Raw genomic sequence first — 16,851 nt, 5'->3', positions numbered from 1 at the left:
TTTCTTTAACAGCACATCAAAAACACCTCACTCCTACATCATGTGACCTATGCCAAAATTTACGCAAAAACAGATTTCAGCCCAGTCCGGATTAAGCCTCGCCACCATCGATCGTGCGTTGCATAACCGCGGCCGGGTACATCCGCAAACGCAGCATCGAATTCAGCAAGCATTAGCCGATTTGGAGTTGCAGCAAAAAAGCAGCCTGGCGCAAGGGCGGACAATTTACTTCGATGTCATCATGCACACGCCAGAGCGTTTCAGTGAGTTGGTAAAAGAAGCCTTTAGTAGCCAGATATCCAGTTTCGCCTCTTTCCGCATCCAGCTTAGATTCCATTGCAGTGAAGAGATGGCGGTGGAGGAAGTGGAACGATTGTTGAAAAAGTGCTCGCTGAGCACCCATGGCATTATCCTGAAGGCGATGAATTCAAGCCAGCTGGTGCCGGTTATTAACAATCTGATTAAGCAGCGCATTCCGGTTGTTACGGTGGTTACGGATATCACGGGTAGCCATCGGCTGCGTTACATTGGCATGGATAACGTCAGCGCGGGACAGTCGGCAGCCTTCCTGATGGCAAAATGGTTGGGTAACGAACCGGGCACGATTGCCGCCATCACCGGCAATAAAGCGTTTGTTGGGGAACAGGATCGCATCCGCGGTTTTCAGGAGGGAATGAAATCCTTTTCCCCCCAACATCAGATAAAAATCGTCGCCGGTGGATCGGGCATAGACCATCTGATGTACCAAACCCTGCAAACCTTCCTGCAGGATAATCCCCAGATTGATGCGGTTTACACCGTGGGTGGCGGAAATGCCGGCATTTTGCGCGCATTAGAAGAACGCAACATTCAGCCGAAGGTGTTTGTTGGGCACGACCTGGATCGGGAAAATCGCGCGTTGATGCAGGCGGGTAAAATCGACGCGCTGATTGAGCATAATCTGCAACTGGATGCGCAGCACTCATTTAAAACACTGCTGGAATTCCACGGGTTTTTACCTGAAACGCGTAGCAACGCAACCTATTCACGCATCAATATCATCATGCGCTACAACATGTATACCTAACGAAGCCTGACGGCGTCAGGCTTCTGTTGGCATCAGCGATATTTCGGCTGTTTCCACACCGTACCCTGTTGATGGCTATCGACCACTGCATCGACAAAGGCTACCCCTTTTAGGCCATCATGGATTTGCGGGATAAGTGCGCCAATGCCAGAAATCGCGCGCTGTTCGTCGCGCGCGCGCAGTGCCGCAGCAAAGCCGCTGTACAGATTGGTAAAGGCTTCGATATAGCCTTCAGGGTGGCCTGGCGGTGTGCGAGTGCGCGCCCGGGTTATCGCATCCAGATCGTCACGCCCCCGTTTAATAATCTGGGTATAGCCTTCCAATGAGGTGTAAATCAGTTCGTTCGGCTGCTCTTGCGCCCAGGTCAGGCTACCGGTTTCGCCGTAAACTCGCAGCCGCAGCGCATTTGAACAGCCTATGGCAACCTGCGATGACCACAACATGCCGCGCGCGCCGCCCTCATAGCGAATCAGCACATGGGCGTTATCGTCCAGCGCTCGCCCTTCCACAAAGGTGGCTAAGTCAGCGGCCACGCTCTCCGCTTTCAATCCGGTTACATAACCGGCGAGATGATAGGCATGGGTGCCAATATCGCCAATCGAGCCGCCGCGTCCATTCTTTTGTGGATCGACGCGCCATGCTGCCTGCTGGTTATTTTTCAGCTCGACGCCGGTCGCCATCCACTCCAGCGGATACTCCACTTGCACGGTCCGCACCTTGCCAATCAGTCCAGCCTGGACGCGCGCGCGGGCTTCCACGATCAGCGGATAGCCGGAATAGGTGTAGGTCACGCCAAGAAAACGGCCGGTCTGGCTCACCACTTCGGCTAGCGCTTCGGCATCCTGCAACGTGGTAGTGAGCGGTTTTTCACAGATCACATCGATGCCGGCTTCAAGAAAGGTCTTGGCGATGGGGAAGTGGGTGAAGTTAGGCGTACAAATGGCGACAACATCAATACCGTCTGCGCGCGCCGCCTCAAACTGCGCCATGGTGGCGTAATCGCTATAAGAACGCTCAGGGGCGATATAGTTTTGCGTGGCAAAGCGGTGCCCGCGCTCGGCGTCAACGTCAAACGCGCCCGCTACCAGTTCATATTGATCGTCAAGACGCGCTGCAAAACGGTGAATACCGCCAATGTAGGCACCCTCGCCACCGCCGACCATGCCTAATCGGATACGACGTCCATTCAAAGGTGATCTATTCATCTTTCGCTCCTGTAATACCCAAAATTTTGCGGTTAAGTGACCGATCGGCGTAGGACTTACAAAAATCATCAAACGATTTATCGGTGACGCGAATAATGTGGTCGCTGATGAACTGCGCGCCTTCACGTGCGCCATCTTCCGGGTTCTTAAAGCAGCACTCCCACTCCAGCACCGCCCAACCCTCGAAGCCGTAACCGGTTAACTTCGAGAAAATCCCGCCAAAATCAGTTTGGCCGTCACCAGGCGAGCGGAAGCGTCCTGCCCGGCTGGTCCAGGGTTGATAGCCGCCGTACGCACCGGTTTTGCCATTCGGCCTGAACTCGGCATCTTTGACATGGAAAGCCTTGATGTGCTGGTGGTAGTGATCGATATAGCTCAGGTAATCAATGCCCTGTAATACCAGATGGCTGGGGTCATACATGATGTTGCAGCGTGGATGGTTGTGGGTTTTTTCCAGGAAACGCTCGAAGGTCACGCCGTCATGCAGATCTTCCGTAGGATGGATCTCATAGCAGAGATCGATTCCCTGTTCATCGAAAGCATTGAGAATCGGTATCCAGCGCCGCGCCAGCTCGCTGAAGCCCTCATCAATCAGGCCTTCTGGCCACTGCGGATAGGGATAGAGATAGGGCCACAGCAGCGTGCCAGAGAAAGTGACATGCTTCGTCAGGCCTAAGCGGCGTGATGCGCGTGCTGCCAGGTAAAGCTGCTCAGTGGCCCACTGCTGGCGCACGTGCGGATCATTACGCACGCTTTCTGGGGCGAAGCTATCGGCGGGTAAATCGAAAGCCGGATGGAGTGCGACCAGCTGGCCCTGCAAGTGGCTGGCTAAATCGGTCAGCGCCAGCTCGTGCTCAGCCAGTACGCCAAGAATTTCATCAGCATAGGTCTGGCTTTCAGCCGCTTTGCGCAGGTCAATCAGACGAGAGTCCCAACTGGGGATTTCTACGCCCTTAAATCCTTTTTCCGCCGCCCAACCCGCCATGCCAGCTAAAGAATTAAAAGGCGCATCGTCGCCAGCGAACTGCGCCAGAAATACCGCGGGGCCTTTAATCGTTTTCATAACTTCTCCGAATTAAAAAAAAGGCACCTGCTGCCTTCACAGGTGCAAACAACAGACACAGAAGAAAGCGAAAGTTAATTAGTCATAAACTTCTGGTAGTTTTGCGGTGTGACCAACTGGAACGGAATAAAATTAACATCCTGGATTTTTTCACCTTTGGCGGCTTTTTCTGCCATATCCACGGCGCCATAAGCTTGTGATTTCGCATCCTGGAATACGGTGACAGTGAGTAAACCGGTTTTTATCGCCTGTAAACCATTCGGGCCGCCGTCGGTGCCGCCAACTAAAATATCTTTGCCAATTTTAATGCCGTTACTTTTAATGGCCATGGCGGCACCAATAGCCATTTCATCCGCGTTAGCGGAAAGGATATCAATTTTGTCGCCCGACAGAATCCAGTTATTCATTAGATTCATGCCGTCTTCACGCATCCATTTCGCTGTGTCTTCAACAATCACATGCATATTAGGATGTTTGGCAATAATCTCTTTCGCGCCTTGCGTTCTGAAACGGGTGGCATCATTACTTAATAAACCTTTCATGATGGCGACATTAACGCTTTTGCGATCTTTAACCAAATCTGCCAGATACTGCATCTGCAAACGTCCCGCTTCAATTTCATCGCTGCCGATATAGCTCACGCCATCGCCCATTTTGGCGTCTGAAGGCATACGGTTAAGAAATATCAGCGGTACTTTGGCGGCGCGTGCCGCGTCAGCCATATTCTTGGTTCCCTGGGTATCAACCGGATTAACAATGATGACGTCGACTTTACCGTTAATAAAACTTTGCACCTGGCTAAGTTGTTTATCTACGGCGCCCTGAGCGTCCTCAAATTGAATTTTCATATCAGGATGCGTTTTCGCCTGCTCGATAATATATCCTCTCAGGCGTGAGAGAAATACGTCATCCATTTGGGCGATACTTACGCCAACCTGTACGGCATTAACAGCAGGGCTTAGCGAAAGTAAGGTAAGGCAGAGTAAGATGATTTTTTTCATAATAGCATTCCACATTTATGATTAATCTCAGAACCAGTCTGATGTCGGGTTTTTTATTATTAACTTCACTTGCGTAGGGTTTATTTACAGCACTTTTATGTCGTGCACGATCTGGAACGGCTGATAATAGAAATTACAGAGCGGCATCCCTGCCTTACGACCTGATGTTTTAGATCGTTATCCAACTTTTTTCACGTGAAGAGGCGACGGCAGCATCGACCAACTTCTGAATTTCATATGCTTCAGTAAAATCGGGGCCAAAAGATTTCCCCTCATTGATTGATTGAATAAACTCCAGCATTTCGATAGTTTTTAAATCGTTAAATCCAAGCTGGTGTCCCGGAGCCGGGCAGAATAGGGCATAAGGATAATGTTCGGGTCCGGCCACCAGCGTTTTAAAACCGTTGGTCGCTTCATGTTGATTGAACTGGAAATATTGCAGTTCGTTGAAACGCTCCTGATTAAAAATCAGCGCGCCTTTAGAACCGGTAATTTCAAAGCCCAGCTGCATTTTATGGCCTGAAGCCACCCAGTTAGCTTCAACATGCCCGCTGCAACCGCGCGCAAACTTCACCGTAAGACGAGCGATATCATCCACTTCAACGGCTTTGGTATTTGCGGCACCGGCACTTTCCGGGCGTGTTTTAATCACGGTTTCCAAATCGGCAAACAGTGACGAAATGGGACCAAGCAGAAAGCGCGCCATGCCAAGAATATGGCTGCCCAGGTCGGCCACGGCACCGGCGCCGCCTGAGGGATCCAGTCGCCATGACCAGGGGATCTCTGGATTGGCCATAAAGTCTTCGGCATGAATACCGCGAAAACCGGTGATATCACCCAGATCGCCTTCCGCTATCATCTTTTGCGCCAGCTTCAGCAGCGGATTTTTAACGTAATTAAAGCCAACCTGGGTGACCACGCCTGCTGCTTTGGCGGCCAGCACCATGCGTTCTGCGGTTTGGCTATCCGGTGCCAGCGGTTTTTCGCAGTGCACATGTTTGCCCGCCGCAATCGCCGCTAGCGACTGCTCGGCATGAAAGCGATTGGGTGAGGTGATTGAAATGACATCAATTTCAGGATCGTCAATCAACTCCTGCCAGTTATTGGTTGAACGTTGAAAGCCATACTGCTGTTGGGTACGGCGGGCAGCTTCACCGTCAATATCCGCGACGCACACCAACACCGGCTGCACCTCGCCTGAAAAGTTGGCTGCCGCACGCCAGGCCATAGCGTGAGATTTGCCCATGAAGCCGGTGCCAATAAGGCCAATACCTAATTTGCGCATCACAATGTCCTTAATTCAGTTTCACCACGGCCTGAGTATCGGCGGAGAGCTGCGCAGCATCGGCAAGGCGTAGCGCCTGGCAGCCATCATGAATAGTGACAGGCAGCGCGGTACCCTTGCTGATGGCCTGAATAAAGGCGTCGATTTCCAGCCGATACGCATCGGTATAACGCTGCATGAAGAAGTCCAGCAGCGGACCGCGCACTTCGGTGTGCTGCGCGCCAAAATGGCGCACCGTGGTCTCACGGTGGTTGTCATTGATCATCATGCCGCCAGAACCAAATGCCTCCAGGCGCTGATCGTAGCCATATACCGCCTGACGGCTGCAGTTAATCTGGCACTGTTTACCCGAAGCCGTACGCAGCTGCACCATCACGGTGTCGTAATCCCCTAACGCTTCCAGCGAAGGCTCAAACAGGCGGCTGCCGGTGGCAAACACCTCTACCGGTTCCTCGCCCAAAATCCAGCGCGCGAGGTCAAAATCATGGATCACCATATCGCGGAAGATACCGCCGGAATGCTTGAGATAATTCAGCGGTGCCAGACCCGGATCGCGGCTGGTGATCACCACTTGATGCAGGTCGCCAATATCTCCCTTAGCGATACGCTGATGAATTTCGTTAAAGCCGGGATCGAAGCGACGGTTGAAACCCAGCATTACTCTGCTGGCCTTCTCGCCCAGCGCTTTTTCGGCCGCCAGCGCTTTGTGGATATCAAGATCCACCGGCTTTTCGCACAGCACGGCTTTGCCTGCATTGGCTGCGGCGAGCATCAGTTCGACGTGGGTATCGGTAGGTGTACCAATCACCACGGCGTCAACAGCAGGATCGTGAATCGCCTCAAGCGGATCTTGCACCGCGCGACCGCCCCACAGGGCTGTCAATGCATTAGCATTTTCAATAAAGGGATCGGCAACCATAACCAGCTGCGCGTCTTTATGGCGTGCCACGTTGGCGGCATGGACCTGGCCAATACGGCCAGCGCCGAGGATGGCGATTTTGAGCATGATGTTCTCCGGGTCGAGTTTTATTGTTATCAGGGTAATTTGCTCATCAGGTCGTTAAGCGCCAGAACCTGCTTATTGACCACAAGATCCGTATCGAGCTGACCAGTGAAATAGTCAACGATATTAGTGGCGGCGGAGACCGACATTCGCATCGCCGCTTCTTCCGTGAGCCCCGCCGAATGGGGGCTGAGGATTAATTTATCGCGCTGGGCTAGCAGCGCAGTGTGCAGGGCGGGTGGCTCCTGCTGTAACACATCCAGACCCGCGCCGCCCAGCGCATCGTTTTGCAGGGCGGTTGCCAGCGCCTCTTCATCGACAATGCCGCCGCGTGCGGTATTGATCAAAATGGCGTGACGTTTCATCAGTGCCAGTTCTTCTGCGCCAATCAACGGTTTTTCGCCGCTCAACGGCAGATGAATGGTGATCGCATCTGCCAGCTGCAAACCGTCATTGATGGCAGTTATGCGGGCTACGCCGCTTTCTTCAAAAGCGTTATCGGGCAAGAAAGGATCGTAGGCGATGACTTTCATGCGGAAGCTTTTCGCCAGGCGCGCCACTTCGCGGCCGATACGACCAAAACCGAGGATGAATAAGGTTCTGCCAGCCACCTCAACCGCAGAAAAACTGTTGCGACGATTCCATTCCCCTTCACGAATACTGTTATCGAAATAGCAGAGGCGTTTTGCCAAAGCCAGCAGCATGGACAGGGTGTGCTCCGCCACGGAAAGCGAATTCACATTGCCGACAATGGTCAGCGGAATGTTGCGTTCGGTGAGGGCGGCAACATCAACCGAGTCATAACCCACACCGTGACGTGACACCACGCGCAGATTTTTCGCGGCAACGATCTCTTTTGCCGTGAGCGGTTGCGTGCGGATTAACAGCGCATCCGCCTCAGCCATAAAAGGCGCATAACTTTCCACGCTAACGTCGTGCACCAACTGCACCGTGAAACCTGGCGCGCTATTGAGAATATCGATCCCAGCCTGATGAATTTTTCCGGCAACCAGAATGTTTGGCATGTTAGTAACCCCCCGCCTGGGTTGATGGTGCTGTTACGCCGTTACCGTTAAGTTCGCGGAACTGCTGCACGCTGCTGGCTGCTGCACCACGCAACAGCTGGACATCATTGGAAAGGGTGACTAAATCGAAGCCCCATTGCGCCGCGTTGGCCGCATAAGCGGCAGAACCATTGTGCAAACCCGCTTTCTTCCCGGCGCGATGGGCGGTGGCGAGAATATGTTTAATTGCATCGACAATTTCCGCTTCAGTGCGATCAAAGCCAGTGCGATATTTTCTCCCGGTGAGGCCCAGCGTCAGGTCGGCCGGGCCGATATAGACGCCATCGAGACCGGGCGTGGCGACAATCGCTTCGATATTTTCAAAGGCTTCTGCGGTTTCAATCATTGCGAAACACACCACGTGATCGTCGGCATGCTGGCCGTAATCCTGACCGGCAGAGAACGTCACGCGCGTTGGACCAAAGCTGCGGCTGCCATGGGGCGGATAGCGTACGCAGGAGACCAGCGCCTGCGCTTGCTCAGCGGTACTGATCATGGGACAAATAATGCCCCACGCACCGGCATCGAGTGACTTCATGATGATGCCCGGCTCTAGCCAGGGCACGCGCACCATGGGGGCAACGCCGCTGGCGCGCATCGCCTGTAGCATATGCGTTGCCTGCTCATACCCGACGAAACCGTGCTGCAAATCGATAGTCAGCGCGTCGTAACCCTGCTCAGCCATGATCTCAGCGGTGAAGGCGTTGGCGATGCTAAGCCAGCCATTAAGTACGGTTTGTCCTTCATTCCAGCGTGCTTTGATATTATTCAGCTTCATCAATGCATTCCTTACAGCACGATTTGCGCGAGTTTGACGTTCATATAGTCGTGAATACCTTCACTTCCGCCTTCACGGCCCATGCCGCTGGCTTTCACGCCGCCGAACGGTACTTCGGCAGCGGCTAGCGCATAACTGTTGATACCGACCATACCGGCTTCGAGGCGCGCAACGGTTTCACGGATGCGGGCCGGATCGTGGGTAAAGGCGTATGCGGAGAGGGCAAAGTCAGAGTTATTAACGCGCCGCCACAGATCGTCGCTGTCGCTAAACGAGGTGATGGCGGCGATAGGGCCAAAGTTCTCTTCGGCGATAGCCAGCGCATCATCGGGAACATCCGCTATCACGGTAGGGGCGTAAAAATAACCGCCGTTTAATTCGATACGCTCGCCGCCGGTCACGATGCGCGCCCCTTTATCGCGTGCATCCGCCACAATCGCTTCGATAGCTTTAAGACGCCGAGGGTTGATCAGCGGGCCCATTTGCGTTCCCTCATCCAGCCCGTAACCCACCTTGAGTTTTTCCGCGCGCTCGGCAAAACCTTGCACAAAGTCGTGGTAGCGGCTTTGGTGGACATAAAAGCGATCGCAGGTGACACAAACCTGGCCGCAGTTGGCAAATTTGGTGGCTACGGAAAGGTCGAGCGCTTTTTCCAGGTCGGCATCTTCAAAGACGATGACCGGCGCGTTGCCGCCTAACTCCATGCTCAGGCGCTTGATGGTGGCCGCTGAATCGCGAATCATCTGCTGGCCGAGTTGCGTTGAGCCGGTTAGTGAGACTTTCTTCACCACGGGCGAAGCAATCAACGGTTCATAGGTTGCGGCAGTCGGCCCAACAACCAGATTGGCCACGCCAGCCGGCAGTCCCGCTTTGCGCAGACACTCAAAAATCATCATGGCGGAGCCAGGGACTTCACTCGAGGGACGCAACACCACCGTGCAGCCAGCGGCGAGCGCAGGTGCGAGCTTGCGTGCCACTAGCACCACCGGAAAATTCCACGCGGTAAAAGCCGCCACCACACCGACCGGTTCGTGTGACACTTCGCAGCGCCCGCCCGGCACCCGGCTTTCTACAATGCGACCATAGATGCGACGTGCCTCCTCGGCGTACCAGATAAATTGATCGGTCGATAATTCCCACTCACGTTTGGCCTGTGCTAACGGTTTACCGCTCTCTTGCGAGATCATCTGCGCGGCTTCTGCCGCTAATAGCGTCATCTCTTTTGCCACCGCCTGCAGTAAATCTGCCCGCGCCCAGCCCAGGGTTGTTCGCCACTCGACCAGTGCCGCTGCTGCACTTGCCAGCGCAGATTGGGTGTCAGCGGCAGAGGCGGCGGCTATTTCACCCAGCGTTTTTCCATTACCGGGATCGGTAACGATCACCGGTTCTTTACCGCTGCCTTTAAGCCATTCGCCATTAATAAACTGTCCAAAGTTTTGATACATGTTGATCCGTTCCTCCGGTAGCGGTTTCAGGCTAAAGACAATTGACCTGAAACGGTCGGCTGAGAGGGAAAAGAAGGGAGTGAAAATCCCTCATCAGCATTGATAGTTGCAATGTTAGGATCGGAGCAATAAAAATTGCAATGATATGACTCGTGTGAGGTGAAATTGAGGGTTTATCGTAAAATGTTGTTGAATATCATGTAGTAATATTCTTCTTTTTCAGATGGTTGAGGTGTTTCATTAAGACTAAAAGTGAATTTTTCGAAGCAAATCACAAATATCACGCTGAGTTTTTCCCAGTTGGAAACGAATAGGTTAGAACTAATTGCATTAGAGTTTTACTTGCAATTTTTATTGCGGTAGCGTGCTGGCGAGACGGGCTTTACGCCAAAAAGGAATGATGGATGAGTAAAATCGAGAAGATGCAGGCCACGCTGCCTCATGAGAATTACGAGCAAATTGTGGATGAAATTACCAAACGCTATGCGCAGTTGTCGGTGCGACACCAGCAGGCAGCCCGCTATGTGACACAAAACCCAAACACGGTGGCGCTGGAGTCGATTAACGCTGTTGCCGCTAAATGCGGTCTGCATCCTTCGGTGCTGGTGCGTTTTGCGCAGGTGTTTGGCTATAGCGGTTTTAAACAGATGCAGAGCGTGTTTCAAACCCGCCTTGCCACTGCGGCACCGGGGTACAACGAGCGCATCACCGCGCTGGAAAACGATCTGCGCAAGAATGAGCAAAATGGCAGCCTTGGCTTTCTGCAAAGTCTGGTGATCCGGGATATCGCGACATTGCAGGAGCTGCTGAGCAACGTAACGGAGGCTGATCTTGATGCCACCGCGACGTATCTGAAGGAGGCGGAAACCATTTACATCGCCGGTCAGCTGCGCTCCGAGCCCATTGCGTTACTGCTACGCTACCTGCTGACCATGCTGAATCGCCGGGTCATCCTGCTGGATTCCGCCGGCGGACTGGCGCCGGAAATGGCTAACCATATGCGCGAAAATGATGTGCTGATCGCCATCGCCTTCCGTCATTACGCCAAAGAGGTGATTGCCATTGCCGACCACGCCAGCGCACGCGCCATTCCGGTGATCGCGATTACCGATGGTCCGTTATCGCCTTTAGCCAAAGGCGCCAGCGTGCTGTTCAACATTCCGGAAGAGGAGTACAGCTTTTCACGCTCGCTGGCCGCGCCGGTGTGTCTGGCGCAAAGCATTGCTATGGCGCTGGCGGCGGTTTTACAGCCTGAAGTGGCGCAGCCGCGCATTGAAACCATTACTGAACGTGAAAAACGCGCTGAATCACCGCGCAAACGCAACCGCGCATAATGTGAATTAACGGGCTCCCGCCTGCTTTTAAGCGGGAGTTTTGTCGCCTGAAGTTGCAACTTATATTGCTAATATTTCGTTATGGCAATTTAAATTGTGAGATGAACCGCGATGCTGCCGAGCAGCATCTCTGAAGAGTGAGTGAGGATATGGCTACGATTCGTTGCACGACAGCTCAGGCGATAGTTCGCTATCTGAGCAATCAGTTTACCGAAGTGGATGGCAAGCGCGTACCGCTGTTCCCGGGCGTGTATGGCATTTTTGGTCACGGCAATGTCACTTGCCTGGGCGAGGCGCTAGAAGCGGCGCAGGATGTATTGCCGACCTGGCGCGGACAGAATGAGCAATCGATGGCATTTGCGGCCGTGGGTTTTGCTAAGGCGATGGTACGACGTCAAATCATGGTGGTTACCGCCTCGATTGGTCCTGGCACCACCAATCTGCTTACCGCAGCGGGCGTGGCGCATACGAGCCGCTTGCCGCTGCTGATGATCTGCGGTGACAGCTTTGCCCGTCGTCATCCCGATCCGGTGATGCAGCAGGTCGAGCATTTCAACGATCCGACCCAAACGGTGAATGATGCCTTTAAAGCGGTGTCGCGCTACTGGGATCGGATTACCTATCCTGAACAAATCCTCTCCTCTCTGCCACAGGCCGTGGCAACCCTGCTCGATCCCGGCGACTGTGGCCCAGCATTTATTGGCGTATGCCAGGACGTGCAGGAGATGGCGTGGGATTACCCAGAAGAGTTCTTTACTCCGCGTTTGCATCTGATGCCGCGTCCACGTCCCGATCGTCAGCTTCTGGCTCGCGCCGTTGCATGCCTGAAACAGGCCAAACGCCCGCTGATTATTTCCGGTGGCGGCGTGCGCTACTCGCAGGCTGAAGCAGAACTGGCGCAGTTTGCCCAGGCGCATGGCATCCCGGTGGTGGAAACCATCGCCGGCAAGGGCGCGTTTACCCACGACCATCCAATTCATTGCGGGCCGATTGGCATTCTCGGTTCAACGTCAGCCAATGCGCTGGCCGCCGAAGCGGACGTAGTGATTGCGGTGGGCACGCGCTTGATGGATTTCGTTACCGGTTCGTGGACGGTGTTTGATCGTAACGCGCAATTTATCGCCCTCAATGCCGCGCGCTTTGATGCACACAAGCATTTCGCCATCCCGCTTGAGTGTGATGCCCGCGAAGGCATTACCGAACTCGATACGGCGCTCGGCGACTGGAAAGCAACCGACAGCTGGCTGGAGAAAGGGCGCCGGGAATTTGCCAAATGGAACGAGCTGATTGCTGCGCGTCAGGAGCGCACGGTAGCGGAAGGCGATCCTACCTATGCGCAGGTCATCGGCGTAGTGAATGCGGCTGCCGCGGCTGAGGATTACATCATCAGCGCGGCGGGCGGCTTGCCGGGCGAACTGGTGAAAGGCTGGCGGGTGAAGAACCCCGGCACATTTGACTGTGAATTTGGCTTCTCCTGTATGGGCTATGAGCTCTCCGCCGGATGGGGCGTGGCGATGGCTGAGCAGGATCGCGACGTGTTCGTGATGATCGGCGACGGCACCTACATGATGATGAATTCCGATATCTACTCCAGCGTACTTTCCGGGCACAAATTCATTCTGCTGGTGTGTGATAACGGCGGCTATGCGGTGATCAACCGCTTGCAGAATGCCAAGGGCGGCGCGTCGTTCAATAACCTGCTGAAAGATTGCCGGGTGCAAGAGCCGTTTCACGTCGATTTCGTCGCGCATGCGCAATCGATGGGGGCGCTGGCGCGCAAGGTTTCTTCGCTGGATGAACTTGAAGAAGCCATCAGCTGGGCCAAAGGCAACGATCGCACTACGGTCATCTCGATTGCGACGCATCCTTTTGATTGGACGCCGGGCGATGCCTGGTGGGATGTCGGGGTGCCGGAAGTCAGCGCGCGTGACAGCGTCAACAAAGCGCGTGAAGAGCACGTCAAAGGCCGCCTGGCGCAGCGCGTCGGCATTTAATCAGGGAGTTCATGATGTTAAAAGCAAAACTGGGCATCGCGCCCATTGCCTGGTCGAATGATGACCTGCCGCAGTTGGGTGGGGATACGCCGCTGACCACCTGCTTGTCTGAGAGTCATCAGGCGGGATTTCAGGGCGTTGAAACCGGCGGAAAATTTCCGAAAACCTCCGAGGCGCTAAAACCGTTACTGCAAGAGTTTCAGCTGGATTTGGTGTCAGGCTGGTATTCCGGCACCTTGCTGGACAACAGCGTGGAGGCGGAGATCAAAAAATCGCTGCCGCAAATGGCGCTTTTCCGCGATTGCGGCGCCGCGTGCCTGGTGTATGGCGAAACGGCCGGCACCATCCAAAATCAGCAACGTGTGCCGCTGGTGCAGCGTCGTCGCCTCACTGATGAACAGATGCGCGAATACGGCGAAAAGCTGATTCAATTTGCTGCCTTTTGCCGGGATTACGGTGTGCCGCTGGCTTTTCATCATCACATGGGAACCGCCATTGAGGATGAACATGATATTGACCGCTTGATGGCCGTCACCACGCCGGACGTTGGGCTGCTGTTTGACGCCGGTCATCTTGTCTTTGCAGGCGTTGATCCGCTGCGGATTCTGGAAAAGCACGGCAGCCGCATCATCCACGTGCACACCAAAGACGTGCGCGAGTCGGTGCTGCATGCAATCGATAGAAACCGTGACTCTTTCCTCGATGCGGTGCTGAAGGGGATTTATACCGTACCCGGCGACGGCATGATCGATTTTAACGCCATCGTTAACAAGCTGGCGCAAATCGGCTATCAGGGCTGGTTTGTGGTGGAAGCGGAACAAGATCCGGCGAAAGCACCGCCGCTGGAATACGCGCATATTGGTTATAAAACACTTCGTTCTGCGCTCGACGCAGCCGGTTATTCAGTCATTTCAGGAGCACTATGATGAGCCAGTTAACAGGTAAAGTGGCAGTGGTTACCGGAGGAACACAGGGCGTGGGCGCAGCGATTGCACGCCAGTTTACGCAGCTGGGCGCCAGCGCGGTGGTGATTTGTGGCCGCAATCAGGAGAAAGGGGCCAAAGTTGCCGAGCGCTTAAACGGTGAAAGCGAGACCAAAGTGGATTTCGTGCGCGCAGATTTATCTAACGTAGAGGATTGTCGTAACGTCATCGCTACCGCCGATAAGCTGCATGGCCGCGTCGATGTCTTAGTCAATGCGGGTGGCATGAGCGATCGCGGGACGATTCTGGACACCGACCCAGAACTTTTTGACCGTATCTTCGCCACCAACGTCCGTGGCCCGTTCTTCCTGATGCAGGAGGCCATCAAGCTGATGCGCCGTGACAATATTGCTGGCAGCATCGTGAATATCTGTTCGATGTCATCGCTGGCGGGGCAACCTTTTATCGCCGCATATTGCTCTTCCAAGGGGGCGCTGGCCACGCTGACACGCAATACCGCTTATGCACTGTTACGTAACCGTATTCGAGTCAATGGTTTGAATATTGGCTGGATGGCATCGGAAGGTGAAGATCGCATCATGAAGCAATATCACAGCGCGGAAGATAACTGGCTGGAGAAAGCCGCGGCGTCTCAGCCGTTTGGTCGTCTGATCCAACCTGAAGAAGTGGCGCGCGCGGTGGCATTCCTCGCCAGCGAAGAGTCTGGCTTGATGACCGGCTCAATGATTGAGTTCGATCAGTCAGTGTGGGGCGGTTACGATCAGGCCGCCGCGCCGGCAGCACCCCTTTAAATCTCCTCCCTCAGCCTGTGAAAGCAGGCTGATTCCTCATTTCATGCACTGATAAACGAGGATGCGCCATGAACCTAAAACAACTCGATAGCATTGCTTATTTTTATCATCAGCTGCTGCTTCAGGTTCGCTACCTGAAATTCAGCGCGCGGGGAAAAAAAGAAGACGAGAAAAAAGAGTTGCTCGTTCAGTGGCTGCTGAAAGAAAAAAAGTTAAAGACCTTTGGTGAAGAGTGCCGTCATGAGATTGCCTATATGATGCTCGAAATCGAGGGTAACCAGCTTCTCGACTTTGAAAATAAAGTGGAGAATCTGCTGAGTAACTGCGGTGCTATTCGTTTGGAGATGGAAATGAGCCAGGCGTTGAAATGGGAAACGTCATCGAAATCTGGCTATGGTTAAGACATCTGCCTCATGAAGAGGCAGATTTAGCATTCCATTCACGCTTCTCCGCACCGGCACGTTTTTCTTTTATTTTCCAGATCAACCAAAGCGCGATGAACCACGTTGGCGAAACCGCCAGGGCGGCGAGTGTGTCGGGGTCAAATACCATGATTACGACCGAAAACAGGAAGAAAATCAGCGTGGCCCAGGCCATAACAATGCCACCGGGCATTTTGAATGTTGATTTTTGATGCAGGTCCGGGCGATGTCTGCGGTATACCAGATAGGACACCAGAATCATTCCCCAGCAATAGATCACCAGAATGGCGGCCAGCGTCGAAACGATAGTGAAGAGCGTAGAGACATTCGGTACAAGGAACAGCAGCAACGTTCCGCTCAGCATACAGAAGCAGGAGAACAGCAGACTGCGCAGCGGGATGCGCGTGGTGCGCGAAAGAATGCGAAATTGCCAGTGCGCGTGCTTCTCAATCGACAAGCCATACAACATGCGGGTACTGGAGTAGACACCGCTATTTGCGGAGGACATCGCCGAAGTGAGCGCCACGAAATTAATGATCGCTGCTGCGGCGGGCAATCCGGCCTTCGCGAAGAGTGTGACAAAGGGGCTGGTGTCTGGCGAAACGCCCTGCCAGGAGGTGACCGCAATAATGACCATCATCGAGAGCAGGTAAAAAACCACAATACGCAGCGGCAAGGCATTAATGGCGCGTGGCAGAATTTTCTCGGGATCGCGCGTTTCCGCGGTCATGGTGCCTAGCAGCTCAATCCCGGTATAAGAGAAAATAGCGATTTGGAACCCCGCGAGAAAGCCGGTGATGCCATGCGGCATAAACACGGCGGGATCGGTCAGATTATGTACCGATGCGGTGACGCCGTCAGGCGACGTCCAGCCGGTAAACACCATCCATCCCCCGGTTAAAATCAGCGCAATGATGGTAATCACTTTGATCAACGCGAACCAGAACTCCGCTTCACCAAAGGCTTTCACCGACAGCATGTTAAACAAACACAGTATGCTAAGGGTGAATAATGCCGGTATCCACGCCGACATTTCCGGAAACCAATACTGCATATAGGCACCGCACACCACCACGTCGGCAATGCAGGTCACAACCCAGCTTAGCCAATAGGACCAACCCAAATAGAAGCTGGCTTTCGGCCCGAGATAGTCACTGACAAAATCGGCAAACGATCGATAATCCAGCCGCGTCAGCAGTAGCTCTCCCATCGCCCGCATCACCATATAGCTAAAGAAGCCCACCAACACGTAGATAATCAAAATAGAGGTTCCGGCCACCGCAATATTGCGGCCTGCTCCCATAAACAGTCCTGTGCCAATGGAGCCTCCTAGCGCGATCATCTGAATATGGCGTTCGCTTAGTCCGCGCTGCAGTTTTTGCGGGGCGTCGTTAGACGGAGCAGGCTGAAGCTGCTCTTGAGTCGGTTTGTTAGACACAATGATTCCTTCAGTCTG

Annotated in this window: 15 protein-coding genes; 6 read left to right on the top strand and 9 right to left on the bottom strand. The window is 53.9% G+C overall.

Annotation, left to right across the window (positions count from 1 at the left end):
- The first annotated feature begins 49 nt into the window (after positions 1-49).
- Positions 50-1,066 (top strand): substrate-binding domain-containing protein, encoded by a 1,017-nt coding sequence (locus CRO19_RS22940; protein ID WP_097098137.1) that lies wholly within the window; start codon positions 50-52, stop codon positions 1,064-1,066.
- Positions 1,067-1,098: 32 nt separating this feature from the next.
- On the opposite strand, the gene CRO19_RS22935 is transcribed toward CRO19_RS22940, so the two are convergent.
- From CRO19_RS22935 to CRO19_RS22900, 8 genes are all read right to left on the bottom strand, one after another.
- Entirely contained in the window at positions 1,099-2,271 is a 1,173-nt protein-coding gene (locus CRO19_RS22935) for a Gfo/Idh/MocA family protein (protein WP_320204527.1), read from the bottom strand.
- A complete protein-coding gene (locus CRO19_RS22930) occupies positions 2,264-3,334 on the bottom strand; it encodes a sugar phosphate isomerase/epimerase family protein (protein ID WP_097098136.1) in 1,071 nt (356 codons plus the stop codon). Before CRO19_RS22930 ends, CRO19_RS22935 begins: the two co-directional genes overlap by 8 nt.
- 74 nt (positions 3,335-3,408) lie before the next feature.
- On the bottom strand, positions 3,409-4,335 hold the full coding sequence (locus CRO19_RS22925) for a substrate-binding domain-containing protein (RefSeq protein WP_097098135.1): 927 nt from the start codon (positions 4,333-4,335) through the stop codon (positions 3,409-3,411).
- Between the two features lie 169 nt (positions 4,336-4,504).
- Positions 4,505-5,620: a Gfo/Idh/MocA family protein gene (locus CRO19_RS22920; protein ID WP_097098134.1), complete on the bottom strand. Its 1,116-nt coding sequence runs from the start codon at positions 5,618-5,620 to the stop codon at positions 4,505-4,507.
- Positions 5,621-5,630: 10 nt separating this feature from the next.
- Positions 5,631-6,626, bottom strand: coding sequence for an inositol 2-dehydrogenase (gene iolG, locus CRO19_RS22915; protein WP_097098133.1), 996 nt, complete (start codon positions 6,624-6,626; stop codon positions 5,631-5,633).
- Positions 6,627-6,655: 29 nt separating this feature from the next.
- Complete coding sequence (locus CRO19_RS22910) at positions 6,656-7,648, bottom strand: hydroxyacid dehydrogenase (protein WP_097098132.1); 993 nt, start codon at positions 7,646-7,648, stop codon at positions 6,656-6,658.
- 1 nt (position 7,649) lies between these two features.
- Positions 7,650-8,465 carry an HpcH/HpaI aldolase family protein gene (locus CRO19_RS22905; protein ID WP_097098131.1) on the bottom strand — a complete coding sequence of 272 codons (816 nt, stop codon included), beginning with the start codon at positions 8,463-8,465 and terminating at the stop codon, positions 7,650-7,652.
- 11 nt (positions 8,466-8,476) lie between these two features.
- Positions 8,477-9,910 carry an NAD-dependent succinate-semialdehyde dehydrogenase gene (locus CRO19_RS22900; protein WP_097098130.1) on the bottom strand — a complete coding sequence of 478 codons (1,434 nt, stop codon included), beginning with the start codon at positions 9,908-9,910 and terminating at the stop codon, positions 8,477-8,479.
- Positions 9,911-10,314: 404 nt separating this feature from the next.
- On the opposite strand from CRO19_RS22900, the gene CRO19_RS22895 reads away from it, so the two are divergent.
- From CRO19_RS22895 to CRO19_RS22875, 5 genes are all read left to right on the top strand, one after another.
- Entirely contained in the window at positions 10,315-11,244 is a 930-nt protein-coding gene (locus CRO19_RS22895; protein ID WP_097098129.1) for a MurR/RpiR family transcriptional regulator, read from the top strand.
- Between the two features lie 149 nt (positions 11,245-11,393).
- Entirely contained in the window at positions 11,394-13,238 is a 1,845-nt protein-coding gene (gene iolD, locus CRO19_RS22890; protein ID WP_097098128.1) for a 3D-(3,5/4)-trihydroxycyclohexane-1,2-dione acylhydrolase (decyclizing), read from the top strand.
- Positions 13,239-13,252: 14 nt separating this feature from the next.
- Positions 13,253-14,164, top strand: coding sequence for a myo-inosose-2 dehydratase (gene iolE / locus CRO19_RS22885; protein ID WP_320204539.1), 912 nt, complete (start codon positions 13,253-13,255; stop codon positions 14,162-14,164).
- Positions 14,164-14,973, top strand: coding sequence for an SDR family oxidoreductase (locus CRO19_RS22880; protein ID WP_097098126.1), 810 nt, complete (start codon positions 14,164-14,166; stop codon positions 14,971-14,973). Before iolE ends, CRO19_RS22880 begins: the two co-directional genes overlap by 1 nt.
- Positions 14,974-15,041: 68 nt before the next feature.
- Positions 15,042-15,374, top strand: coding sequence for a hypothetical protein (locus tag CRO19_RS22875; RefSeq protein ID WP_097098125.1), 333 nt, complete (start codon positions 15,042-15,044; stop codon positions 15,372-15,374).
- Between the two features lie 10 nt (positions 15,375-15,384).
- Here CRO19_RS22875 and CRO19_RS22870 read toward each other — a convergent pair whose 3' ends face one another.
- On the bottom strand, positions 15,385-16,833 hold the full coding sequence (locus CRO19_RS22870) for an amino acid permease (RefSeq protein ID WP_097098124.1): 1,449 nt from the start codon (positions 16,831-16,833) through the stop codon (positions 15,385-15,387).
- Positions 16,834-16,851: the final 18 nt, after the last annotated feature.

This window comes from Candidatus Pantoea floridensis, from assembly GCF_900215435.1.
GTDB classification, from domain to species: Bacteria; Pseudomonadota; Gammaproteobacteria; order Enterobacterales; family Enterobacteriaceae; genus Pantoea; species Pantoea floridensis.
The sequence above is the reverse complement of the archived record's forward strand: the minus strand, read 5'-3'. Positions and strand labels throughout refer to the sequence as shown.